General features: G+C 44.8%; 20 protein-coding genes. 9 read left to right on the top strand and 11 right to left on the bottom strand.

Translation table 11 applies throughout. The features are described 5' to 3' along the window. Positions 1-221: 221 nt before the first annotated feature. Positions 222-413, bottom strand: a complete 192-nt coding sequence (locus AB4167_RS00855) for a hypothetical protein (protein WP_017072403.1) — start codon at positions 411-413, stop codon at positions 222-224. Positions 414-561: 148 nt separating this feature from the next. Next, complete coding sequence (locus AB4167_RS00850; RefSeq protein WP_136979036.1) at positions 562-1530, bottom strand: alpha/beta fold hydrolase; 969 nt, start codon at positions 1528-1530, stop codon at positions 562-564. 285 nt (positions 1531-1815) lie between these two features. Here AB4167_RS00850 and AB4167_RS00845 point away from each other — a divergent pair, with 285 nt between their 5' ends. Then, a complete protein-coding gene (locus AB4167_RS00845; RefSeq protein ID WP_137001433.1) occupies positions 1816-2823 on the top strand; it encodes an AraC family transcriptional regulator in 1008 nt (335 codons plus the stop codon). A 56-nt stretch (positions 2824-2879) separates the two neighbouring features. Here AB4167_RS00845 and AB4167_RS00840 read toward each other — a convergent pair whose 3' ends face one another. The 3 genes from AB4167_RS00840 to AB4167_RS00830 form a co-directional block, all read right to left on the bottom strand. After that, positions 2880-3542, bottom strand: a complete 663-nt coding sequence (locus AB4167_RS00840; RefSeq protein ID WP_372136014.1) for an OmpA family protein — start codon at positions 3540-3542, stop codon at positions 2880-2882. Between the two features lie 200 nt (positions 3543-3742). Further along, complete coding sequence (locus AB4167_RS00835) at positions 3743-4966, bottom strand: HlyD family secretion protein (RefSeq protein ID WP_372135978.1); 1224 nt, start codon at positions 4964-4966, stop codon at positions 3743-3745. After that, positions 4967-5287, bottom strand: coding sequence for a hypothetical protein (locus AB4167_RS00830; protein WP_017072398.1), 321 nt, complete (start codon positions 5285-5287; stop codon positions 4967-4969). It abuts the gene before it with no gap. Positions 5288-5922: 635 nt separating this feature from the next. Here AB4167_RS00830 and sstT point away from each other — a divergent pair. Next, positions 5923-7137 carry a serine/threonine transporter SstT gene (gene sstT / locus AB4167_RS00825; RefSeq protein WP_004732110.1) on the top strand — a complete coding sequence of 405 codons (1215 nt, stop codon included), beginning with the start codon at positions 5923-5925 and terminating at the stop codon, positions 7135-7137. Between the two features lie 229 nt (positions 7138-7366). Here sstT and AB4167_RS00820 read toward each other — a convergent pair whose 3' ends face one another. From AB4167_RS00820 to AB4167_RS00810, 3 genes are all read right to left on the bottom strand, one after another. Continuing rightward, the gene (locus AB4167_RS00820; RefSeq protein ID WP_102320670.1) at positions 7367-8578 is read right to left on the bottom strand and encodes a tetratricopeptide repeat protein; all 1212 of its coding nucleotides are present in this window, start codon (positions 8576-8578) and stop codon (positions 7367-7369) included. A 352-nt stretch (positions 8579-8930) separates the two neighbouring features. After that, complete coding sequence (locus AB4167_RS00815) at positions 8931-9533, bottom strand: response regulator transcription factor (RefSeq protein WP_048609831.1); 603 nt, start codon at positions 9531-9533, stop codon at positions 8931-8933. Positions 9534-9544: 11 nt separating this feature from the next. Continuing rightward, the gene (locus tag AB4167_RS00810) at positions 9545-11416 is read right to left on the bottom strand and encodes a sensor histidine kinase (RefSeq protein ID WP_137001432.1); all 1872 of its coding nucleotides are present in this window, start codon (positions 11414-11416) and stop codon (positions 9545-9547) included. Positions 11417-11625: 209 nt separating this feature from the next. Between AB4167_RS00810 and dsrO the strand changes: the two genes are divergently transcribed. The 5 genes from dsrO to AB4167_RS00785 all read left to right on the top strand — a co-directional run bounded on the left by dsrO (position 11626) and on the right by AB4167_RS00785 (position 18953). Beyond that, complete coding sequence (gene dsrO, locus AB4167_RS00805; RefSeq protein WP_372135977.1) at positions 11626-12462, top strand: sulfate reduction electron transfer complex DsrMKJOP subunit DsrO; 837 nt, start codon at positions 11626-11628, stop codon at positions 12460-12462. Next, positions 12459-13607 (top strand): NrfD/PsrC family molybdoenzyme membrane anchor subunit, encoded by a 1149-nt coding sequence (nrfD, locus tag AB4167_RS00800; RefSeq protein ID WP_372135976.1) that lies wholly within the window; start codon positions 12459-12461, stop codon positions 13605-13607. Before dsrO ends, nrfD begins: the two co-directional genes overlap by 4 nt. 14 nt (positions 13608-13621) lie before the next feature. Next, a complete protein-coding gene (locus AB4167_RS00795; RefSeq protein WP_372135975.1) occupies positions 13622-16714 on the top strand; it encodes a tetrathionate reductase subunit A in 3093 nt (1030 codons plus the stop codon). Positions 16715-17240: 526 nt separating this feature from the next. Then, on the top strand, positions 17241-17882 hold the full coding sequence (locus tag AB4167_RS00790) for a c-type cytochrome (protein WP_136982465.1): 642 nt from the start codon (positions 17241-17243) through the stop codon (positions 17880-17882). Between the two features lie 9 nt (positions 17883-17891). Next, positions 17892-18953 carry a c-type cytochrome gene (locus tag AB4167_RS00785; RefSeq protein WP_136982466.1) on the top strand — a complete coding sequence of 354 codons (1062 nt, stop codon included), beginning with the start codon at positions 17892-17894 and terminating at the stop codon, positions 18951-18953. Between the two features lie 142 nt (positions 18954-19095). Here the strand turns inward: AB4167_RS00785 and AB4167_RS00780 are convergent, their stop codons facing one another. Continuing rightward, on the bottom strand, positions 19096-20025 hold the full coding sequence (locus AB4167_RS00780) for a LysR family transcriptional regulator (RefSeq protein WP_136982467.1): 930 nt from the start codon (positions 20023-20025) through the stop codon (positions 19096-19098). 26 nt (positions 20026-20051) lie between these two features. Further along, entirely contained in the window at positions 20052-20492 is a 441-nt protein-coding gene (locus AB4167_RS00775; RefSeq protein ID WP_009845852.1) for an Lrp/AsnC family transcriptional regulator, read from the bottom strand. 141 nt (positions 20493-20633) lie between these two features. On the opposite strand from AB4167_RS00775, the gene AB4167_RS00770 reads away from it, so the two are divergent. Next, a complete protein-coding gene (locus tag AB4167_RS00770; protein WP_102320677.1) occupies positions 20634-21218 on the top strand; it encodes a LysE family translocator in 585 nt (194 codons plus the stop codon). Between the two features lie 55 nt (positions 21219-21273). Here the strand turns inward: AB4167_RS00770 and AB4167_RS00765 are convergent, their stop codons facing one another. Next, positions 21274-21663 carry a DUF1294 domain-containing protein gene (locus tag AB4167_RS00765; protein ID WP_017064222.1) on the bottom strand — a complete coding sequence of 130 codons (390 nt, stop codon included), beginning with the start codon at positions 21661-21663 and terminating at the stop codon, positions 21274-21276. Positions 21664-21819: 156 nt separating this feature from the next. Between AB4167_RS00765 and AB4167_RS00760 the strand changes: the two genes are divergently transcribed. Further along, complete coding sequence (locus AB4167_RS00760) at positions 21820-23592, top strand: alpha-amylase family glycosyl hydrolase (protein WP_372135974.1); 1773 nt, start codon at positions 21820-21822, stop codon at positions 23590-23592. Positions 23593-23848: the final 256 nt, after the last annotated feature.

Here is a 23848-nt window from a genome sequence, read left to right as displayed (position 1 = left end):
CAAAGCTGCATCATATTGTTATATACCCTCAACCTTAAAGCTAACGCTGTAACTCACGTCCGAGTGACGAGTTTCACTCCAATCACGTTAGGAGCTCCATTTTCGTCTATATATAGCGAGACGTTTAAGGGGATGCCTAACGTACTCAAATGCTCTTTATGTACCAGACTCGACTCTAAAACAGGATCGTGAAACATAATTGTCAGCGAGGGCAAAAGCGGCTATTCAGCTTGATTAGCAAACCTAGAATATTCAAACGCGATAGCATTTAACAACTGAGGTAAGTCTTTAATATTTTGTTTATTAATTTCGATATAATCATCAACGAAGTGGTCTTTTTCTTCGGCTGCCTTATTAATAGAACAACCTAATAATAGAATACAACTTAGCGCTAAAAGGGTTAGCTTCTGCATTTACAATGCCTTGATTAGTTTTAGGTAAGGGATGAGGATAGAAGTGGTAAAAAGCTCGAAAGGCGCTCAATAAATCGACATTCACTTTTATTGAGCATGAACCTTCTCGTAGTTCCATTTCAATCATATTTACTCAATCATTTAACTGTTATTGCGTCTTATCAATCCAATATTTCACCATTAGCGAAAACTCTTGGTACCTATCTTGATAACAAAAATGACCACTGTCTTTGAATACTGTTAACTCAGCATTCGACATGCGTTTAGCTAAACGTTCTCCATTATCGACGTAAAGAATTGCATCGTTTTCTCCCCAAAATATCTGAGTGGGTAACTCTATTTTATCGAGCAATGGATCAACCGTTGCTAGACTTTTTGGGTAATCTTTAAACCATTGCATGACGGCAGGAATTCGATTGCGATAAGAAGCAATATAGTCGGAAATCTCTTCTTGATTGGGGCGATAGTTCGTATAGCAAACCTTGATACAGCCTTGAACTAAAGAGCCAGCCCCTGTCACTTTAAAAACAGTGCGCCAAAACGATGAGTCGACCATTTTTCGGATGGCGCTTGCATTTGACGAAGGATTAATTGCTGGGCCATCGCCTATCAATAAACTTTTGACATCATTGTCATATGTGCCCACATAGTAAACGATCGCGGGCATACCAACGTCAGGCCCCAATAAATGTGGTTCTTGAATATCCAAATGATTTAAGAATTCTTTTAAAAAGTCGCCTTGAGCCTTGAAAGACATGTATTCAATCCCGCCCGCACTGCCGCCGAACCCAGGCATATCGTAAGCATATAGGTTGTAGTGTTCAGCCAACCCTGTCCAAATAGGGGCATACGCAAGAATGCTTTGAGGAAAAGGGGAAAGCATCACAAGAGTCGGTTTACCAATCGCTTCAGAATGTGCGTATCGAATATCGACACCATTTATCTTGGTTCGCTTTATTGGCATGGATGGTGTCGTTTCAAATGTTGGGAACATTGGATAGTCGTTTTTTCTTCGCAACTGCTCCAAGCTTTTATATTCAGAAGTCAATAACATCAGTGCCGATGCGTTAATACGATCAAACACGCTAATTTTTTCTATCTTAGGAGTATGTGTCATTAATTAATTTCTATTTAATTCTCTGAAGTTAAAAGACGCTGAAACCATGATTAAAAATTTCCATCCAATTTATTTCTGGTTCTCAAAAAATAGTATTGGGGTTTACTCAACTCAGTATTTACAGCTATCAATAATTGTAGTTAACACCATTATTACTAATATTATCGCCACTACTTTACCGATATATTTGATGTTAACTAACATCGTTGGGGTCTGTTAAAACTCGTTAAATTACGTCATTTATGCTATGTTTATGACCTAATTCACAGAGGTTTGGATGGATCAATGACTATCAACACAACTTACTTTATAAGGGTAAATAGCCTGATGAATTTGTATTACAACGTATGTAATCAATATTATTCAGATCCAATCTCCCCACAGACAATTCCCCAATCCGCGTTTAATCACACAATGAACCTGTTGCCCATTTCTGAGGTATTTCAGCTTTATGAAGAACTCGAATGCTATACAAAAAATCCAAACTTTATGCTCGAGGCTGTGCGCCATTTCCGGGTCGAAGACTTGGGCGGATTAGGCCAATGGATGTTCTCTGGTCATGACTTAATGTCGACGATAAGAAAGGTAAATTACGGCATGGGGTGTATTCAATCCGGTGCTTTTTGGGTTGCTGCACCTGTGGGGTCTATCATCAAGTGGACTTACAACAATCAGTATGATGCAGAACACTTAGACGTTCATGACAGTATTAGAGTCGCTGTTTTGATGTCAAAAATATTGAAAAAATACCTTGGGGCAGACTTTGCTCCGATGCGCGTACTACTTTCAGGAGAGCGTGCGGATGAGAAACTATATCAAGATTATTTTGGCTGTGATGTCGCGTGGAATCATCATCAAACAGAGATCTGGTTTCATTCCAGCTTACGCTTGGCAAACCTGGCTGATAATCAAGATACCAAGCAAACCTTTTCGCTGAATTTTGAGGATTTGGACCGATGTTTAGACATGCCCGATCCTAGCGATGACACTAAGTTAGTTTATGAAGCCATCAACTACTCATGTCACTTTGGTTTACCGACACTCGAAAGAGTATCGAACCTGTTGGGCCTATCAATTCAGCAGTTTCAACGTAGATTCCATAAATATGGCCACAACTTTACCGAAATGTGTGGTTTTGTCTTAAGCAACAAAGCGGTCAAAATGCTAAGCCAATCAATACCAGTCGAAGAAGTTGCAAGCAGTTTAGGGTATAACCATCTCGATAGCTTTACGCATATGTTTAAGAAGCATCGAGGCATGACACCCAAGCAATATCTCAAATCATTGGAATAAAATAAAACATCCGCAGAGTGTCTCCACTTGCGGATGAGAAAGGTTGCATCACCTCGCTAGATGGCTTGGATACTGATCTCGACACGGCGATTGCAGGCTCTTCCGTCTTCGGTTGCATTGTCACAAATAGGGTAACGTTCACCAAGGCCGCTGGTACTGATTCGTCCACCTTTCACTTTTTGATTCACTAAGTAAGCTTTTACTGAATCAGCACGTTTCTCAGACAACTGCTGATTAGAAGCATCATTGCCAGTACTGTCGGTATAGCCTTTGATTTGCAAATACGAATCTGGGTACTCGACCAATATTCTCGCAACACCATTCAATGAATTGTATACCGTCGCTTCAAGTAGGTATTCACCAGAGCGAAAACCGATGCCGTTTTCCATCACCAACACTAACTCATTTTCACCAACACGCTTTACTTGAACGCCTGAACCTAGCAACTCCTGACGCAAAGCGTCCTCTTGCTTATCCAGTGTGTAGCCGACTCCTCCACCGATGAGACCGCCAGTCGTTGCCCCAATTAACGCTCTCTTTTTCCGTTCTTTTGAATTATCTCCAGACAGGAGACCAATCGCAGCACCAGACAAAGAACCAATCGCAGTCCCTTTTGTTGTGGAATTCGTTTCCATCTCACCAGTCGTTGCGTCCTGACGTTGAGTCGCCTGACAGCCCACCAAGCTCGTTAATAGCAACAGAGAGATAATAGGTTTAATGCATCTTTTTATTTCAGAAGATATGAATAGCATAAATATATTCCAGTTAAATTTAGACTTTCGATTAAATATTCACTGAATAGCAAACATATTAAAATTACAGACCACGACTGTGGCCCGTAATTTCATTAATAATCTTATTTTGAATAATTCGGAATTAAATAACCGAATTAACTCTAGTTCTAGCTCTAGCTCTAGCTCTAGAAAGAGTAGAAGTAGTAGAGCTGCGACTTCATACGTAAAATGATTCCACGTATTACATCAAGAAACGCCATAAGCTCTGTTGGCTTTTCTCCGCTAATCCAAGCTAAACCAACCGCCCCGACTGGTACGCTATAACCCTCAGGCTCAAAGACTTTCAACCTAACAAAATGATGTTTATTTTGTAGGTTCTTACCTGTTGTAGAGCGAACATTCTGGTCAAAGCCAAGCAAGTTACTTTGCGCTTCGCCGGTTGCTTCAATAATACCTTCAACCTCTGCCGTGAATATTTTCCCTGGATAAACTGGCGTTGTAAATTCAGCCAATTGACCCGGTTTAACATTTCTAATCGCTTGATGATTCACTCTCATCAATACGTATTTCTCGTTGGTGTACATCTGCAATCGTGGAACTCTAGAAACAAGCTGACCTTCACGAAGAATAAAGTTAGTCACAAAGCCATCAGCGGGTGCATAAATCTTGGTGCTATCAAGATCCCATTTTGCTTTATTCACCTTCTGAATTGTTTCGTTAAAGTCTGACTGACGGGATTCAACCGAGAGTTCCGCTTTGGTTATTTGTAGCTTGGCTTTCTCTACATCAGATTTCTTTTTGCTCAGCTGTGACTCAAGCTTGGCCACAGTGTACACAGCAGAATCGGCGACCGTTTGCTGGTTATCAATCATGCTTTCAGTGATCGTATTACGCACGACTCGGTTTTGTTCAAGATAACGCTTCAACGTTCTTTTCTGTAAGTCTCTATTTGACTGAGCAGCTGAAAGCTCACTTTGTGTCATTTCAAAATCATGTAACGCTGCCTGATAGCTGGATTCAGCGATTTTTACTTCTTCAGCCGCAGTGCTAACCGCTACGTTTGCCGAGTCGCGCGAAATCTTCGCTTGTTCATAAGCAATTTGATAAGGCTCGTTTTCAATCTCATAGATTAACTGCCCTTTCTCAATGCGTTGGTTAGGGGTGATATAAATCTGGTCGACCTTACCCGAGACATTGGTTGAGGTTGGGCGAAGCTGAATGTGAGGAGACTGCACCACAGAGCCTCCCGACAAATCCATTGGTGTATAGTTAATTAATCCTACCCACACAAATAACAACCAACCACTGCCTCCTAGATAAGCGAATGCTTTCGTCCCTGTGTTCCAAGGCATGCCAACAAGTCTTAATAAATAGATGAACAAACACCAAACCGCTAAACCTTCTAACATTTAGACATCCTCTGATTGATTAACTTGAGCCGGAGAATTCCATAAATCACGCAGTCGGATAATGGCTTTTTCAAAATCTACAAAAGCAATGATAATGGCGAGCACCCACACCCAGTGCCAAATGAAGCCAATCCAAGTGAGCGCGGTAATCAACCCTATCTGATGGTGGTCAGTCTTATGAGCCTTTTGAATAGGGATCTCGTGAAGCTTCCAAAAACCGAACAGGCCAGCCGCTATGGTGCTGATCAGCACGATAGCGGCTGCTATATGTAAAACGGTATCTGCAGAGGTCTCTACATAAGGGATACTGATTAAACTCATTGCTCATACTCTTGTAAATTAAGACCAACACAGGATATATGCCACCCACTTACAACGGCAATTTTAGATAAATTACGTCATATAAAATAACATGATGATATAAATCACCAGATAAGGTGTGCGATATATCAAAGTAGCAAGGTATTAAGTTCAGTAGCCTGACGCTATTAAGGAGAGCTGATGAGATTCACAGCTAACGCTGCTTAAGTAGGTGGGAATGCCGATAGAAAGATTAGATAACGACAAAACATGGCAAGTCATGCACCAACGTAGATTAAGCAAAGTAGGTGATGTCTATGATGTCTGTTGAAGTGGCTTTTTTACCTATACAAGTTTAGGCAGCTATTTCCGAACACAATGTTTTTATCAGTAATGGTTTACACACCATAAATACTAGAACATTAAGCCAATGGAACATTATTCAGCAGACTTATACCTCAACAAAAGCACAAAAATTTAACATTTAGCTCTAAAAACACCACGCAGCGCAAACAATCACCCTAAAAGTAAACTATTCCTAGACACCCTCTTAGATCCCGCTAATATGACCGCCCATTCCACTAGTGTATAGTTGGATTTGGTACAACTTTATAAAAAATACATCACTATAATAAATTAACAATTGCAGGTATTTTATGCAAAATCACAACATGCTCGCCCGCATCGCTCGTGGAAATCTCGTTCTACAGATCCTTGCTGGTATTGTTTTCGGTGTCGTTCTCGCCATGGTTTCTCCTTCAGCAGCTCAAGATGCAGGCCTATTAGGTAGTCTGTTTGTTGGTGCTCTGAAAGCTGTTGCCCCAATTTTAGTATTCATTCTTGTTGCAGCTTCTATCGCAAACCAAAAGAAAGGTCAGCATACTCATATGCGTCCAATCATTGTGCTTTACCTGATTGGTACGTTCTCTGCAGCACTGACTGCTGTAGTACTGAGCTTCATGTTCCCAACCACTTTGACACTGGTTGCTGGCGCTGAAGGTGCTAACCCTCCTCAAGGTATTGCAGAAGTTCTTCATACGCTTCTATTCAAGCTTGTAGATAACCCAGTTAGCGCACTAATGAACGCGAACTACATCGGTATTCTTGCTTGGGCAATCGGCCTTGGTCTTGCACTGCACCACGCATCTGCAACAACCAAAGCGGTTTTCGAAGACCTTAGCCACAGTGTTTCACACATTGTTCGCTTCATTATTCGTCTTGCGCCATTCGGTATCTTCGGCCTTGTTTCGACTACATTCGCAACAACGGGCTTCGATGCATTAGCAAGCTACGGTCAACTGCTAGCGGTTCTACTAAGCTCAATGCTGATCATTGCTCTTGTCGTTAACCCACTACTTGTCTTTGTAAAGACAAAACAGAATCCATACCCACTTGTACTGCAATGTATTCGTGAATCTGGTGTAACAGCATTCTTCACTCGTTCAAGCGCTGCAAACATCCCAGTGAACATGAACCTTTGTAAGAAGCTAGAGCTAGATGAAGATACTTACTCTGTATCAATCCCTCTAGGCGCAACCATCAACATGGCAGGTGCTGCAATCACCATCACTGTGTTAACGCTTGCAGCTGTACACACAATGGGTATTGAGATTGATATCTTCACTGCGATTCTACTAAGCCTTGTTGCTGCAATTTCAGCATGTGGTGCATCAGGCGTTGCCGGTGGCTCACTGCTACTGATTCCTCTAGCTTGTGGCCTATTCGGTATCTCAAACGATGTAGCGATGCAGGTTGTAGCGGTTGGTTTCATCATTGGTGTGATTCAAGATTCGGCTGAAACAGCACTTAACAGCTCAACTGACGTAGTGTTCACTGCGGCTGTATGTAAAGCTGAGCAAAACAAAGCTTAACAGCTCTTGGGTATTAGGCTTTAGCTCTAAGCTCTAAGCTCTAAGCTCTAAGCTCTAAGCTCTAAAAGCAAATAGCACACAAATAAAAAGGGAAGCATTCGCTTCCCTTTTTTGTTGTCTTGGTTTTCTAGATTACGGTTAGAAGCTATATAGATTTATAGATTTATAGATTTATAGATTTATAGATTCAGTCATTTTTGTCTAACTCATCAAAGCTAACCAACACGTTTTAGTGGTTGCTTTTCCAGCTTGGATCCACGGCTGCCTGACTGAAGTCTAGAGGGTCACTATTTGGGGTCGCTTGTCTCTCTGTTGATGCTTGCTCGGAATTAGGTTGTTGGCTGTAATCAACATTCGTATCTTGAGCACTCGCCGTTTGAGTATCTAGATGGCTGGTCTCTACACTTAATGGCTCAGCCTCTTCATCAGACGCTTCTTTCACTTTCTTTGGAATCGGTATATTGCGTTTGTAAAGCTTGTTGAGCGCCTTAATAATTGAGTGCTTGGTGATTGCTTGTTGGGTCAGCTTGGTCATGATCGGTTTAGTCAGTGCTTGTAAGCCCACAACCGCATCGACACCTAGCTCACCGCCCACTTTATCTCTCTGCTGCTTAGCTTCTGAGTAGCCAAAATGAGCAGATAGGAATAGCCAGATATAAGCAATTGCATTACCGTGTTCACCATGGTCGATCCACGCTTCACCCGCTCTAAACATTGCCTCTGCACTGTTCTTTTCTGCTGCTGTCTCAAACCAGTACACAGCCTCACCATGGTTCGGCTCTACGCCAACACCATTTAAGTAACTCATACCCAGTTTGATCTTGCCGTCTAGGTTGTTTTTCTCTGCCGCTTTGCGATACCAATCAACAGAGCTTTCTGCAGAGTAGTCTGGATTTTCTTTGTCTAGGCACCAGTCACCCATGAATAGCATCGCTTCGGTATTACCACCAGCGGCAGACTCTTCAATATAGGTGTAGCCTTTGGGGATGTTCTTCACGGTCCCACGTCCATGAACCAGGGCTTTACCCATCTCAAATTTCGCCGACATATCGTTATCTAAGGCAGAGATCGCAAGCTGCCAAAAGTTGGCTTGTTCTCTCAAGATCAGATCTTCTTTGCGCTTCATACTTAAGCGAACAATGCCGTACATGCCGTTGACGTTATCCAAATGCGCCGCTTTATCGTACCAATATAACGCTTCCTTGATATTGTTACGTTCAGCCTCTTTCGCTAAATATAGAATCGACGGGACATGCCCTGTTTCTGCTTTAAAGTGGCGCTCTTTTTGCTCTTGGATACGTGCCTTTTCAATCGCCTTTCGGTAAGCGACAGCTCGCGCTTTACGTTCTTGTTCCAAGCGCTGCTTTCTTAGTGATAAAGAAATCAGCCACACAGCAACAAGTATTAACGAAAGAGCGGTCGCACCAATTGCGATTCCCATTGTACTCATAAAATATTTAACCTAACTCGGCAGATACAAGACTCGACGTTGAGAGTGTGTTCTACCCATAGTGAATGTTATGTTTCGAATTACAGGGAAAAGTGCAGTTACTGGCACGTTCCGCCTTAAAATGAACTTAGTTCAGTATCTCAGGATTACATTGCGATAAGAAGCCTAGGAGGTTCAATCCGTATGCAGTCCATAGACGATGTGATCTTGCTTCAATATAGATAAATTATGAAGGCTGCCTTTCATCAGGAAAGTCCTAAAGCTTAGTGACGAAATTGATGTTTTTCCCATCAACAATTTCGTGCAACTGCCGTACAACTCTCTTACAGGAATAGCTCTATACCTAGGTCAATTGACCGTATATGTAAGCCAACTCGGCAACCGTCTTCGCTGAGAATTTCTTCATCAAGCTTGCTCGGTGTACTTCCACTGTTCTCATGGCAATGCACAATTCATCGGCTATTTTCTGGTTACGCTTACCGTCGATAATTTGTTTGAGGATGTCTATCTCACGCTCGGTTAACGACGCGTACGCTTGGCGATACACATTCATGTGTAAGTGCTTTTCTGAAGCGTCCAAACCTTGCTTGATCGCCTCAGCTAACTCATTGCCTTTAACTGGCTTTTGAAAGAAATTCACCGCGCCGGCTTGTAAGGCTTCAACCGCCATTGGCACATCACCGTGCCCCGTCAGGTAAATCACCGACAGTGGGCTCTGCGCTTTTACCATCAACTCATGAACTTGCTGCCCTCTCATCTCTGGCATTCGGCTGTCTAAAACCACACAACCCGGCGCACTCAAGTCCACTGAGTCTAAAAAACTGGGGCCATCTTCAAAAGCTGATACAGTGAAATCATGCTCTTCTAATAAGAACACCAACGAATCGCGCATCGACTCATCGTCATCAACCACATAGACAGGAAGCCTTTGATGAAGTTCAGACATAACAAGATTCCTTATGAATCATTTGAAAGAGAGAAAGGCAGTGTCACCGCAACATGACATCCATGTGGGGTGAGTGACGTGATCGTCATTTGACCACTGTGATCTTCAATAACATCTTGGCAAATCGCGAGCCCAAGCCCCAAGCCATTTTCTTTGCTGCTCACAAAGGCTTGAGTCACTTCTTGTTCAGTGAAATCTAAGCCCGTTCCGTTATCGATAATCGACAACATTATTTTATCCGGTTGATACTCGGTAATCACTTTAATTGTCGATGGTTCGTTGTTTTTGTTACCAATATCAGACGTAGCGCTTTGTTCGCGATGCATCTGAGCATTACACGCATCAGTCGCATTGTTGATCAAATTTACAACCACCTGCTGCAATCCGACGGGGTCAACATGTAGCGTGATAGGTTTACCCACGACATAACGTTCAATGGTTATCTTGTGTTTCTGTAATCGAAATTGCAGTAGCTCGATGGTATCTGTAAGAAGAACTTCTATATCAGTTTGAGATTTATCTGATGAGCGTTTTTTGATCATGTTTCTTAAGCGCTGGATGATCGCATCAGCACGGTCCACTTGCGACTGGATCTTCTCAAATACAGGCTCTATGTCAGTCAGCGGTTTGTTCTTCGAAATCCGCAGTAAACCACCTTCGCTATAATTCCGAATAGCTGCCAAAGGCTGATTAATCTCGTGTGCCAAGCTACTTCCCAGTTCACCAACTACCGCGATTCGTTGTGAGTGCTCTAGCTGTTCACTCTTACTTTTCAGCTTATAAAGCGTCGCTTCTAGTTGCTTTTTGCTGCGACTGAATTTGTATTCTAGCCAGAAGTGGTAAGCATTCAGAGACACGACAAGAATAAAGAACGCCCATGCCCACTGTTGATTGTACTTGAGCCAGATTAACGCTTCTTTCCACCAAGGTTGTTGCAGTGGATGCATGTCGAGTTGTTGATATAGCTTGTCGATCGCCAGCAAGCTTGTCGGTGACGTCCAACCCGATGCATTCGCTGCAATGGCTGGTGCACTGCTCTTTGGCATCGAAAACAGCACCTGACTCATTTGTTTAGCCAGTGCCGAAGAGGCTCGTTCTGTTTTGGCAAACGACCAATTAGAATACAGAGGTGTAGACACTTGGCATCGGAAGCCTTCAGGCGCTTGATTACCGATGATTCGATATTGCCCAGCCACCAGCAAACCTTCACTGATCATGTTCTCAACTAAACAGCTTGGTACGACAGCCGCTTCAATGTGCCCTTCACGTAGTTGATACAAGCTGGCGTCGATCGGGAAACCTAAAAATTGGGTGTTAGAGAAAAAGTGATTAGGGTTCAGCCCTTCTTGCATTACTTGGTAACGCATAGTCAAGTAACCGCCAAACGCATTTTCAGAGACAGCAGCAATCGGCTTTCCACTAAGTTGCTCAAACGAGATATACGGTGACATTCTTCTGACCACTAATGCAGAACCGATACTGCGCGTGCTGCTCACACCTTGATCGTCGTAATTGTGACTGGTCATGGTCGCCATCCAAGAGAGCGCGTATTGACGTCCTAAACGCACTGCTTGGCCGGGATTAGTGATAACAAAATCGACCTCGACCTTCTTTACCGCTTCCGCCATCTCTTCCAAATTAAAAGGCTTGAGAACAAAGTGTTTTCCTGGGATACGCTCAGACAACCAGTCCATCGTTAGTTGCCAGCGTTGTTGCGCTGCAAGTTTACCCCTGATGGCTAAAACACCCACTTCAATCGTCTGATCTGATTCAATCGTACTTGTCGCTACTGAAACAGGTTCCGTTTGAGCAGCGAAACAAATACCTGCACTCAAGTTCAGCCAGCACGTACTGATGAATGTGATGAAGTTGCGAACAGTCACGGACATCTCTTTATTCAATCGGATTACCTATTCAATGATTTCTCAACGCGTTGAAGCACTTTTAAATAAAGCATAACAGCTAGATAGCGAAAACCACATTTGTTCTAGATCAAGTTTGATCTGGGTATGTGGAAATCCACAATACCCCGTGAACGGTCAAAAACTGACAATGAGCCTAACAGATCGAATACCCATTTATAGGTACCTCTATGGACTCATTGAAAAGACGGTTTCTCAGCCAATTCGGCAAGGTTTCCGCTGGTGCTGCGCTCATTCCCATTGCCGGAATCAACACCGCAGTCGCAAGCACAGCCATTCGCAATAACAACCAACCTGACCGCAAAGGCAAAATAGGCAAACGCTACGCCATGGCGATTGATTTACGTAAGTGCGTTGGCTGTCAGGCGTGCACTGTTGGCTGTAGCGTTGAAAACCAAGCGCCAATTGGCCAGTTCAGAACCACCGTAAAACAGTATGAAGTCTCCCTTGATGATGGTTCGACGGCTCAACAAGACGTGAAATCATTCATGTTACCTCGCCTATGTAATCACTGTGACAACGCCCCCTGCATCAAGGTTTGTCCTGTTCAAGCGACCTTCCAGCGTGAAGATGGGATAGTGATGGTCGACAACGAACGCTGCGTAGCCTGTGCTTACTGTGTTCAAGCTTGTCCTTACGATGCTCGTTTCATTAATAACGACACCCTTACCGCAGACAAATGTACCTTCTGTGCACACCGCCTTGAAGACGGCTTACTGCCTGCTTGTGTAGAAACCTGTGTCGGTGGCGCGCGTGTCATTGGCAACCTTAAAGATCCAAACAGCGAAATTAACCGCCTGCTCAATGAAAACCAAGACGACATAAAAGTGCTTAAACCAGAGCAGAATACCAACCCACATGTTTTCTATATCGGCATGAATGAGCGATTCGTTAGCCACATTGAAGGCCAACCTGCGATTTATGATCCAGCCGCCATCGATAACTCATCCTCTAGCAAACAAGAATTGGCAATCGCGACACAAGGCAAACAAGGAGAGACAGCATGAATATCACTGAGGTGTTAGTTCCCGCTCAAGAGATCGCTTGGCTACCGTGGGCGGTTCAATATTTCTTCTACATTGGTTCGGCTTACGCGGCCGCTATTCTGTTTTTGATTGCACTGATATTCAAGAACTCAACCAGCCACCAATTTCGTTCTGCCCTTGTGCTTGTGATGGCCATCGGCGCGATTGTTGGGCCATTAGCACTTACTGGTGACTTGCATCAACCCGGACGTGCGTGGCACTTCTATGCTCACATCACACCTTGGTCATGGATGTCATTGGGCTCTCTGTTTCTACCTTTGTTTTCTGGTCTGGCTGTTGCGACTGCTTGGGTTTACCTGCGTGATGACATCGCACAGCTCAAAGAGAGTGAAAACCCACTTCTAAAACGTTTGTCTTGGCTGACGCTAGGTAAATGGCAAATATCATCAAAGCTGATGATTGCACTCGCTGCTGTGACGGCTATTTCGGGCCTAAGCATCGCGCTTTATACAGGCGCAGAGATTGCGATTTTGGCGAGCCGACCGCTTTGGCATCAACCGGCTTCTCCACTACTTTGGTTCACGACCGCATTCTTTGCTGCTACAGGTTTAACGCTGTTGATTTGGGCTCTGCTGCCTTCAAGCAAACCAAGCTTAAAACCAACAGACCTAGCTCTGATACAAAGAACCATTACCTTAACTGGTGGCCTTGCCATCATTCTCACGTCGATTTGGGCATCTAACCATGGTCACTTCAGCCTGTATGAGAACGACGCTTGGGGCATCAATTTAGGCATCATGACCACCAGCATTTTGCTGTGCATGATCTTGGTTCTACCACTGCAACGCCTATCGCAAAGTAAGCTAGGAATTATCTGTGTTGCGCTTGCGACCATAGTTTCTGCATGGGCGGTACGTTGGGTCACCATGATGGAAGTTCAAACCATTCCACGTTTCGATGTTGGCCCATTCCCTTATGAACTGCCGATGGGTAGCGCAGGATTACTCGGCATTGTTGGTATGTGTGGCCTTTGGCTAGCACTTGCGTTGTTTGCTTCTGAAATCGTGTCTGCTGGATCGTCAAGAACAACTGGCTCTGCGACAAAGACAGCATCTAAGCCAAACCAAAACACATCATCACCACTTAACCGCTCACATAGCTTGTAGTCTGAGGAATCATCATGGATAACAAACGTCGTCAATTTTTGAAAACAGGCCTTGCTGCCGGTGGTGTTGGAGCTTTTGCTGCAGGTTATGCGACAACCACAAAGCACATGGTTCACGGTGCTATCGATGGCACCGCAGGTAAGAAAACCAACCACATCCATCACGGTAATTCGCTAGAGACGGAATACAGTGTCGATGAGCAGGGTAAGATCTCGCCAAATCCAAACCAACGCGTGGCACCCTCAATGTGTTTTGGTTGCTGGACATTGTGTGGCTTGCGTGTACGTATCGATAATCGCAATGACGAGATTTTACGCATCTCGGGCAACCCGTATCACCCACTATCAAGCGACCAACAAATCCCGTTCAAAACACCGGTAAAAGATGCCTACATTGGCTTGTCTGGTGAATCCGGTATCAATAACCGCTCGACAGCCTGCGCACGCGGTAACGGAATGTTAGAGATTCAAAACAGCCCATACCGAATCACTCAACCGCTCAAACGTGTCGGTAAACGTGGTGAAGGCAAGTGGGAACCGATCAGCTACGAACAACTTATCTCTGAGATCACCGAGGGTGGTGATTTGTTCGGTGAAGGCGAAGTTGAAGGTTTACGTTCGATTCGCGACATCGAAACACCACTTGATCCGAACAATCCTGAATACGGACCAAAAGCCAACCAACTGCTTGTGACTAATGCCGGTAATGAAGGCCGTGACGACATCTTGAAGCGCTTTGCATTTAACAGCTACGGCACTCGTAACTTTGGTCACCATGGATCTTACTGTGGCTACGCGTTCCGCGCAGGTTCAGGCGCGATCATGAACGATCTAGACAAGTTCTCGCACTTAAAGCCCGACTTCAACAACGCAGAGTTCATTCTTTTCATCGGTATGTCTCCAGCTCAAGCGGGTAACCCGTTTAAGCGCCAAGCAAGACAGCTGGCTGAAGCTCGTACCAACGGAAAACTGAGCTACACCATAGTGACTCCGAGCCTTCCTGCAGGATCTTCAAGCCTTGCTGCGGGCGATCGAAACAACTGGCTACCGATCAAACCGGGCACCGATTCAGCATTAGTGCTGGGTATGATCCAATGGATCATCGAGAACCAACGATACAATCACGACTTCTTGTCTCGCCCAAGCGCACAAGCGATGCAAAAAGCAGGCACCACGCATTGGTGTAATGCTTCACACCTTGTGATCAGTGACGAAGCACACCCACAAAACGGGCGCATGCTTCGCGCATCGGATATGGGTTTGCTAGAAACAGGCGAACCGATGTCTGACGATGACGGATTTATCGCCCTAGATGTGACAACGTCACTATTAGCGTCACATATTCAGGTGAATGAAGCGGCGCTGTTCGTCGATCAAGACGTAGAAGTTGATGGTCAGACTGTTCGTGTTAAGTCTTCTCTACAAAGATTGAAGGAAGAAGCCTTCAAATATGACCTTGCATACTACAGTGAGCAGTGTGAAATCCCACAAGACCAGATTATTGCGTTGGCAAAACGCTTCACCAGCTACGGTACAAAAGCAGTCGTCGATACTCATGGTGGCAACATGCACACCAACGGCTTCTACAACTCGTTCTCTATTCTGATGCTGAACGCGCTGATCGGTAACATCAACGCGAAAGGCGGTGCGATGGCGAAAGCGGGCGGCTACCCGACTTCGGTTGCTGGTCCTCGTTACGACTTTACTAAGTTTAAAGGTAAGACTAAGCCTCAAGGTGTATTCTTGTCCCGCAGCAAGTTCCCGTATCAAAAAACTAGCGAATACAAACGTCGCGTTGCCGCAGGCGAGTCACCTTACCCGACGCGCGCGCCGTGGTATCCAATCTCAGCGCCGCTTTTAACCGAGCACTTATCAGCTGCGATTGATGGTTATCCTTACCGCGCAAAGGCATGGATCAACCACATGGCGAACCCACTTTATGGTGTTCCGGGTTTAGACAACTTGCTAGGTGAGAAGCTTAAGGATCCAAAACAGCTTGGCTTGATCATCTCTATCGATGCCTTCATCAATGAAACCACAGCATTATCGGATTACCTCGTACCAGACACAGTGACGTACGAAAGCTGGGGCATGGCAACACCTTGGCATGGTGTCGCGACCAAAGCGATCACTGCTCGTTGGCCGATTGTTGAGCCTAAAACCTCACGAACTCAAGACGGACGTGCCATCAACCTAGAGAACTTCTTTATTGATCTGGCGAAAACACTCGACTTGGGTGGCTTCGGCGACAACGTAATCAAAGATAGCCAAGGTAACTGGCACGGTATTCATAGCGCTGAAGATTTCTACCTTCGCTCTGCAGCTAACTTGGCATTCGCAAAAGGCGGAGTGCCTAATGTAGACGCTGAAGATATCGTTTGGTCTGGTCTAGAGCGCCTAGTGCCTGTGATGAACAAAACGCTTAAGCCAGAAGAGATGCTCAAAGTGGCGTATATCTTTGCGCGTGGCGGTCGTTTTGAAGACGCAACCAATGCCTACACCAATGAAACTATGAAGTACAAATGGACCAAACCTTTGGCTATCTGGAATGAAAAGCTGGGGACCTCTCGCAACACCATCAGTGGCGAACAGTACATGGGTTGCCCGACATGGTATCCACAAAAACTGGCAGACGGCACGCCTTTGGCAGAGCAGTTCCCGACCAAAGAGTGGCCATTTACTCTGACCAACTTTAAATCCAACATTCACAGCGCGGTGTCTAACTTGTCACCACGTTTAGAGTCGATCAAAGGCGTGAACCCGGTTTACATTCACCCACAAGACGCCTCTTCTGCAGGCATCAAAACTGGTGACGTATTTGCCATTGAAACACCGAGCTCAACCACACATGCGTTGGCGATGGTGATCGATGGCATCAAACCGGGCACATTAGGCTTTGAACATGGATTTGGCCACAAAGAACTCGGCGAGCGTGCACACTGGATTGGTGACACACAACAACCAGTGAAGATGAAGTCGAACGATGGCGTTAACATCAATGATATAGGCTTGATTGACCCGACGAGAGAAGGCAAAGGCGTCATGTTGGATTGGGTTGTGGGTGCAGCAGCCAGACAAGCGCTTCCGGCTAAGATCTACAAGGTCTAGCTTAAACTCAGCAAGCTATAACTTAATCACTGAGTCAAAACACTTCCTTATCTGATTTGCAGATGAGAACACAACAGGGCAGCTTCGTCATTCGAGGTTACCCTGTTTTTTCGTCCCCTTGATCTAGAAAAGCAGCCTATTTGGATAAACGCCCAATCTACATAAAGTACCCAATCTACATAAAGCATCCGCTCTAGATAGAGTAATCAGCCCAAAGCCATTAGGTAATCTTCATTTCACCACAACTTTTTTAGCCCGCATCCATAAAGCAGCTATGCTTATACAATCGGTGCCATAAAAGAGCCTTAACAAGCAGTTATACCGAGGCGAACATGGCAGTTCCCTTGCATTTCATAAACGGCAGTTGGATCAACCTATAGAAGTTCACATCAATACCATTATGGTGATTGAGGTTATTAATGTGAGACTCACCTCAAATTCCAAGTGAATTAATGTGGAAATCCACAATAGCGCGAACAACCAATTATGTCGAAAATGCGTGCATTACAACCAATAGCGACGCCTCATGACTAAGCTGACAATTAAAGCTCAAACTCTAACGCTTTGCATCGCTGCTCTAGGAAGCCTTTCTTTATCCGCTTTTGCACAAGCAGCACCCAATCCAATGCCAGAAGCCGCAGAAACTTGTAGCGGCTGCCATCAAGCCGACGGTAAAGGCATGCCCAACATTGCCCCTATGCTTGCAGGGCTCAATGCTGACTATCTAGAACATCAACTGGTTCTGTTCTCAAGTGGTGAGCGTCAAAGCGCGATCATGAAGGGAATGGCTGACGGTGTATCTGATCCCGCTGTTCGTCGTGAGGTCGCAGAATACTTTGCATCACTACCTTCATACGAATTTACCGATTTAGAGCAGCGCGGCTCACAGGCTGATATCGATAACCCCTATCGTAAACTTGTATTCCAAGGCGATTGGGATAGAAACATTCCAGCCTGTGCAACCTGTCATGGGCCAAGCGGTATGGGCGTAGACAAATTCCCGCGCCTAGCAAGCCAGCATGCCGACTACATTCAAACTCAGCTCAACGCCTGGAAAAATGGCACTCGTAAGGGTGATGATTTGAACATGATGGGCAACATCGCAGGCAAGTTGACCGACGATGAGATCAAAAACCTGTCTTACTACTTCGCCTCTTTCCGATACTAAAGGGCTCGCATGAAAACATTACTTTTAATTACCGCAACCCTTGCCTCTGGAATCGCTTATGCCGAAGCTGAGTTGCCCGATCGCCAAACCGAACTGCCAGCCGTTGAGAAGCCTCAAGATAACAAATATCTGGTGCCACGAGACTTGGTTGATATCCCTGCTGGGGAATTTGGCGACAAAGTAAAATTGGGTTATTCGCTGTTTGTCGATTCACAACAGATGCGTGGTACGTTCGTAGGCAATGAACAAAACTGTGTAAACTGTCACATGCAAGCGGGGATGAAGCCTAACGCAGCACCTCTTTGGGGTGCGTACATGGCCTACCCTGCGTATCGTTCCAAGAACGACAAAGTAAACAGCTACGCAGAGCGTATCCAAGGTTGCTTCACCTACTCAATGAATGGTCTGCCACCGGCTGAGGGTTCAAAAGAGATGGTCGCACTAACGGCTTATTCATACTGGCTGGCGATGGGCGGCATCTTAGACAAGAACGGCATGCAAGATACACCCGTTCCTGAGATCAGCGATGCTGACTTACAAGTCGGTGGTAAAGCGGAAAGCTTCCCTCTCCCTGAAGAGCTGTTAAGCAAATACCCAATCGATGACCGCAGTAAACTGGCCGGCCGTGGCTACCCTAAGATTGCAAACCCTGAACAAGAGCCATCGATAGCGCGTGGCGAAAAGGTTTACCAAACCAGCTGCCAAACCTGTCATGGTCAAAATGGTGAAGGTATTAAAGGGGCGGATGGTCGCTCATACCTACCACCTCTTTGGGGCGAGAATTCGTTCAACTGGGGCGCAGGTATGCACCGTGTAAATACAGCAGCCTACTTCATCTACGAAAACATGCCGCTTGGAAAGAGCCAACAGCTTTCAATTCAGGATGCATGGGATGTAGCCGCATTTGTGAACAGTCATGAACGCCCACAAGACCCACGATACAAGGGTGATGTTGCAGGTAATGCTAAGCGTTACCACAACCACCAAGGTTACTATGGCAAAGAAGTTGATGGTAATGTACTGGGTTCAAAAGCCTACCCAAGTGGTAAAAAAGTGATTCATGAGCATTGATAGACATTAGTGAACAAGAGCCTTTCACGTCAGCTATAGCTAAGCTTTACATTGTAAATTAGCTATAGCCAGAGGAATAAAAAGGAGCCAGATCGTTCGACGTTCTGGCTCCTTTTTTATGTTTGAACGATTAGAGATCCAGCTAGTCTTGCTGCATCTTCTCCCAAATCGTCGGAGAGCCGATATAGTCTTGAACCGTGGTAATGAACTCTTTGACCAGTTTGGTCTGTTTACGGTGCGGATACACAGCGTAGATTGCAGTATCAATCGTAGAGATCGGATAATCCGGAAGCAAAGTAACCAAGTCAAGCTCTTTCATTGAGGCATACAGGTTTGATTGATCAAGGAAGCCATAACCTAGACCATCTTTCACACAAGACACCATGGTACGAACATCACTCACCTTATAGTTGCCACGAATCGTCAGGCTTTGGAAAGTGTTGCCATGCGGCTCTTCACTGATACGTAAATGATCGACCGTCATATCGCCATTGGTATAAATCACAGCAGGTAGAGCAAGTAAATCTTGTGGCGTTTTCGGTTCACCGTGCTCTTTCACAAAATCGTTCGATGCGACCAACATGAAGTTACTGTCGGCAATCTTCTTCGCAATCAAATTCGATTCAACAAGCTTACTGAAGCGAAACGCGATATCAAACTGCCCGGCAATGATGTTGGCGATCTTATCGTCTAGTGAAAGTACGATCTGAACATCTGGGTACTTTCTCATGAACTGAGTGATGATAGGTTGCAGATATTGCTGCCCAAAATAGATCGGTGAAGTAATTCGTAGCACGCCTTTTGGCTCTGACTGGTATGAATCTGCAATGCCTTGAATCTGATTGATGGTGTCTTTCAGTACATAGGTTTGTGCGAGAATATCTTCCCCTGCCGACGTCAACGAAAACGAGCGTGTAGAGCGGTTCAGCAGCTGAACACCTAAATCTTGCTCGAGCTTTTTGATCTGTTTAGAGAGTGATGAGTTGTCCATATCGTGCAAGGTTGCCGCTTTGGTAAACGACCCTTGTTGAACCACATCTAAGAACAATAACAACTGATTGGTATTTGGCACTGCGCCTCTCCTGAAATAAAACTCGACTAGCGTTCGTCTTTAGGGGTATCCATCACAACCATAGTCGTAATAGATTGCACCTGAGCACATTCCCCAAGCACATCGGCATGAAACTTCTTATAGCCCGGTAGATCTTTGGTTTCTACCCTTAGCAAGTACTCGTTGGCACCGGTAATGTTGTGGCACTCCACCACCTCTTTTTCCATACTGACATGCTGTTCAAACTCTAGTTGAGCCGCTTTGCTGTGGCTCGATAAACCAATCGAAACGTAAGCAATAAAGCCAACGCCCATCAGGCCATTATCCAGAACTGCACGGTAACCTTGAATGATCCCTTTACGCTCGAGATCTTGTACTCGCCTTAAGGTCGCTGAAGCCGACAAACCAATTCGTTCAGAAAGCTCAATATTGGAGATTCTGCCGTCCAATTTAAGCTCTTGCAATATCCTTTCGTCAAATCTGTCCATAAGTACTTATTATTGTGCATTTAGTGATAATAGAGGAAATAAAAGCACATAATTGCCCCACTTTCCACCTACTATGTTTCTCAACACGTGAAAGTCATGACCGGTCAGTCACTTCGTTCATTTTTTTGCTGGAGAACCATAATGCCTTTAGAACAACTTAGCGCACTTGCCTTGTTTGCGTTCGTCTCGACCTTCACGCCGGGTCCAAATAACATCATGCTTATGACATCAGGAGCAAATGTTGGCTTTGCCCGCACTATTCCGCACATGCTTGGCATTGCTCTAGGGTTTGCAGCCATGTTGCTGCTGGTTGGCTTCGGTTTAATGGGTATTTTCAACGCTTATCCGGTTACGCACCAAATATTAAAGTACCTGAGCCTTGCTTACTTGGTTTACCTAGCGATTAAAATAGCAAAGAGTGGAAAAGCGAAAAGCACTGAAGCTTATAAACCGATGACCTTCATTGGCGCGGCAAGTTTTCAGTGGGTTAATCCGAAAGGTTGGTCAATGGCACTGACAGCCATTTCTGTTTATAGCAGCGGTAGTTCATGGTGGGAGCTTGCGATCATCGCAGGTATCTTCACGTTAGCGAACTTACCGTCAGTCACATTCTGGACGGCGGCAGGTAAACAACTACAGCACTGGCTAACAACACCAGTCCGCATTAAAAGCTTCAACTACGGTATGGCTGGCTTGCTTCTAGCATCGACCATTCCGATGCTCTAGTCGAATAACTTCTGTATTTTAACGGTTGGTACTCCTGTGCTAACCGTTATTCTCTTTATAAATAACCCACAAGTTCACTAAGCCAACGACCAAACATCGTCTGCCCGCTCGGCGTTAACGTCCACACAAACGCCGCAACATTCACTGCCACTGTCACCCAATATATGGCTCTGAACGGCTGCTTCTGCGTTTTATGACGCAGCTTATCTTGAGCGATCAACGCCCCTAGCCAGCCACCAGCAACAGAAAAAATATGCAGAGTTTTCTCTGGCACACGCCAATTGCCATTGATCGCTGCTCGCTTGTCCTTCGCGTACACAAAAAACGTCACGAAACCGATAACCAAATACCACACCAACAGCGCTTTAGAACTTTCCGCAAACAACACAGATACCGCCACCAGAACCAAATAAGTGATAACGATTTGAATAGATGAAGACAACATGACTCCTTTTGAGCAACAGCTCACATACTGTAGCAATTACGCCCTGTAGATTTTGATAAGGATGAGTAAGGCATATTGTAATTCGGTTAGCCTGCAAAGAATAAACAAGCCCTTTCATCCCTACATAACATGATGGAAGTTAAAGGAATTATAAATATGTACAACCAAAAGTACGCCATCTACCAAGTTTTTACGCGTTTATTTGGCAATAAAAACACCCAACATGTTCCATGGGGCACAATCGAGCAAAATGGCGTCGGTAAGTTCAGTGATTTTACCGACAAAGCGCTGTCTGAAATCCGCAAACTCGGTATGACTCATATTTGGTATACCGGAGTGCCACATCATGCGCTCATCAATGACTACAAGCACCTTGGTATTTCAGACGATCACCCTAGCGTGGTAAAAGGCCGTGCGGGATCACCATATGCCGTCAAAGACTACTATTCCGTAAACCCAGATCTCGCAGACAACCCTGAATGCCGACTAGAGGAGTTCGAGGCACTAATCAAAAGAAGTCACGACAATGGTTTAAAAGTGATTATCGATATCGTACCGAATCACGTTGCGCGTCATTATAAAGGCTTAAACAACCCAGAAGGTGTCAGTGACTTCGGCGCTCAAGATGACACAACGCTGGAATACCACAAAGACAATAACTTCTACTACATTCCCAACAGCACCTTTGAATTGCCAGACATAGAGCCCGCCTTTACGCCGCTAGGTGGTGAACAGCATCCCAACCTAAACTCCCCGTTTATAGAGACGCCCGCCAAATGGACAGGTAACGGCTCACGTTTAGCCAAGCCTAGTTTCGATGATTGGTATGAAACGGTGAAAATCAATTATGGCATGCGACCAGACGGTTCAAAAGACTTCCCTGAACTACCGAGTGACTATGCTCAACGCAATTACATGGATCATTTCCGTTTCTGGAAATCTGTTTATGTGCCTAACTCTTGGGCTAAATTCCGAGATATCGCCTTGTTTTGGTTGAATAAAGGTGTTGATGGGTTTCGCTACGATATGGCTGAGATGGTTCCAGTCGAATTTTGGAGCTACCTTAATTCATCTATAAAGATGAAAAACCAAGATGCCTTTTTAATGGCTGAGGTGTACCAACCGGACTTATATCGCGACTATATCCACTTAGGCAAAATGGACTACCTCTATGACAAAGTAGATCTGTACGACGGTCTAAAAGACATCATGCTAGGCAATACTTCCACGGCTATCATCCCCAAAATCCAACATCAAATGATGGATATTGAACATCACATGCTGCACTTCTTGGATAACCATGATGAACAACGCATCGCGTCTCCTGAATTTGTAGGTGACCCAAATATAGCGAAGCCTGCAATGCTAGTCAGCGCGTTATTGAGTAGTTCTCCAACCATGATCTACTTTGGGCAAGAAGTCGGCGAACCGGGCGCGGAGAATGCAGGCTTTGGACAGCCCTCACGAACTTCCATATTTGACTACATCGGAGTCCCACAACACCAAAAGTGGATGAACCACGGCGCATTCGATGGCGGGCTATTAGACGAAAACGAAAAGCAGCTGCGTCACTTCTATCAAAAGGTAATGAACTTTTCGCTAGAGCACTCATCGATAACAGGTGATTACCAAGACTTACACCAGTGCTGTAACTTAAGTGATTCAGTCTACGCATTTCTGCGCTCTGACCACCAAGAGCTAACCATTGTTGCAGCTAATTTCAGCCAACATACCACTGAAAATATTCACTTTAAGATTCCAAGTGATGTAATCCAAAAACTCAAATTAGTTGATGGTCGTTACATACTCAATGAATATATTGAAGGCATAGCGCAACAAGTGCTCGACATTGAGAACAGTGTTGGCAGTTTTAATATTGAATTGAAACCGCTGGCGTCTTTGGCTTGGGTGTTATCCTTAAATGGATGATATACCTATCAATATAAATTACCGCACAGCTCGCTTTTAGCTAATTGATAAATAACTTAATTTCCACATTAAATTAACACTCTCTCAATTCGATATATTACTCACAATAATAAGGATGAGCTCTCATCCTTATTAACTACGCCTAGCCTCTACGCCTTACATTATTGATATTATGCAAATGAGTCATTGATCCAATAAATTTAACTTAAACCAAATACAAAGCGTGATATTGACACTAGGTTTCCTATTTTTATAT

The organism is Vibrio sp. 10N.286.49.E11, assembly GCF_041469505.1.
Classification (GTDB): Bacteria; Pseudomonadota; Gammaproteobacteria; order Enterobacterales; family Vibrionaceae; genus Vibrio; species Vibrio crassostreae_C.
Note: the sequence above shows the minus strand (reverse complement) of the source record. Positions and strands in the feature narration are given on the sequence as shown.

Excerpts from the sequence above, each read along its gene's own strand:
- AB4167_RS00845 (WP_137001433.1), top strand. The coding sequence starts at position 1,816 with ATGACTATCAACACAACTTACTTTATAAGGGTAAATAGCCTGATGAAT.
- AB4167_RS00830 (WP_017072398.1), bottom strand. The coding sequence starts at position 5,287 with ATGAGTTTAATCAGTATCCCTTATGTAGAGACCTCTGCAGATACCGTT.
- AB4167_RS00790 (WP_136982465.1), top strand. The coding sequence starts at position 17,241 with ATGACTAAGCTGACAATTAAAGCTCAAACTCTAACGCTTTGCATCGCT.
- AB4167_RS00850 (WP_136979036.1), bottom strand. The coding sequence starts at position 1,530 with ATGACACATACTCCTAAGATAGAAAAAATTAGCGTGTTTGATCGTATT.
- AB4167_RS00770 (WP_102320677.1), top strand. The coding sequence starts at position 20,634 with ATGCCTTTAGAACAACTTAGCGCACTTGCCTTGTTTGCGTTCGTCTCG.
- AB4167_RS00785 (WP_136982466.1), top strand. The coding sequence starts at position 17,892 with ATGAAAACATTACTTTTAATTACCGCAACCCTTGCCTCTGGAATCGCT.
- AB4167_RS00795 (WP_372135975.1), top strand. The coding sequence starts at position 13,622 with ATGGATAACAAACGTCGTCAATTTTTGAAAACAGGCCTTGCTGCCGGT.
- nrfD (WP_372135976.1), top strand. The coding sequence starts at position 12,459 with ATGAATATCACTGAGGTGTTAGTTCCCGCTCAAGAGATCGCTTGGCTA.
- AB4167_RS00760 (WP_372135974.1), top strand. The coding sequence starts at position 21,820 with ATGTACAACCAAAAGTACGCCATCTACCAAGTTTTTACGCGTTTATTT.
- AB4167_RS00835 (WP_372135978.1), bottom strand. The coding sequence starts at position 4,966 with ATGTTAGAAGGTTTAGCGGTTTGGTGTTTGTTCATCTATTTATTAAGA.
- AB4167_RS00815 (WP_048609831.1), bottom strand. The coding sequence starts at position 9,533 with ATGTCTGAACTTCATCAAAGGCTTCCTGTCTATGTGGTTGATGACGAT.
- AB4167_RS00820 (WP_102320670.1), bottom strand. The coding sequence starts at position 8,578 with ATGGGAATCGCAATTGGTGCGACCGCTCTTTCGTTAATACTTGTTGCT.
- AB4167_RS00775 (WP_009845852.1), bottom strand. The coding sequence starts at position 20,492 with ATGGACAGATTTGACGAAAGGATATTGCAAGAGCTTAAATTGGACGGC.
- AB4167_RS00855 (WP_017072403.1), bottom strand. The coding sequence starts at position 413 with ATGCAGAAGCTAACCCTTTTAGCGCTAAGTTGTATTCTATTATTAGGT.
- dsrO (WP_372135977.1), top strand. The coding sequence starts at position 11,626 with ATGGACTCATTGAAAAGACGGTTTCTCAGCCAATTCGGCAAGGTTTCC.
- AB4167_RS00765 (WP_017064222.1), bottom strand. The coding sequence starts at position 21,663 with ATGTTGTCTTCATCTATTCAAATCGTTATCACTTATTTGGTTCTGGTG.
- sstT (WP_004732110.1), top strand. The coding sequence starts at position 5,923 with ATGCAAAATCACAACATGCTCGCCCGCATCGCTCGTGGAAATCTCGTT.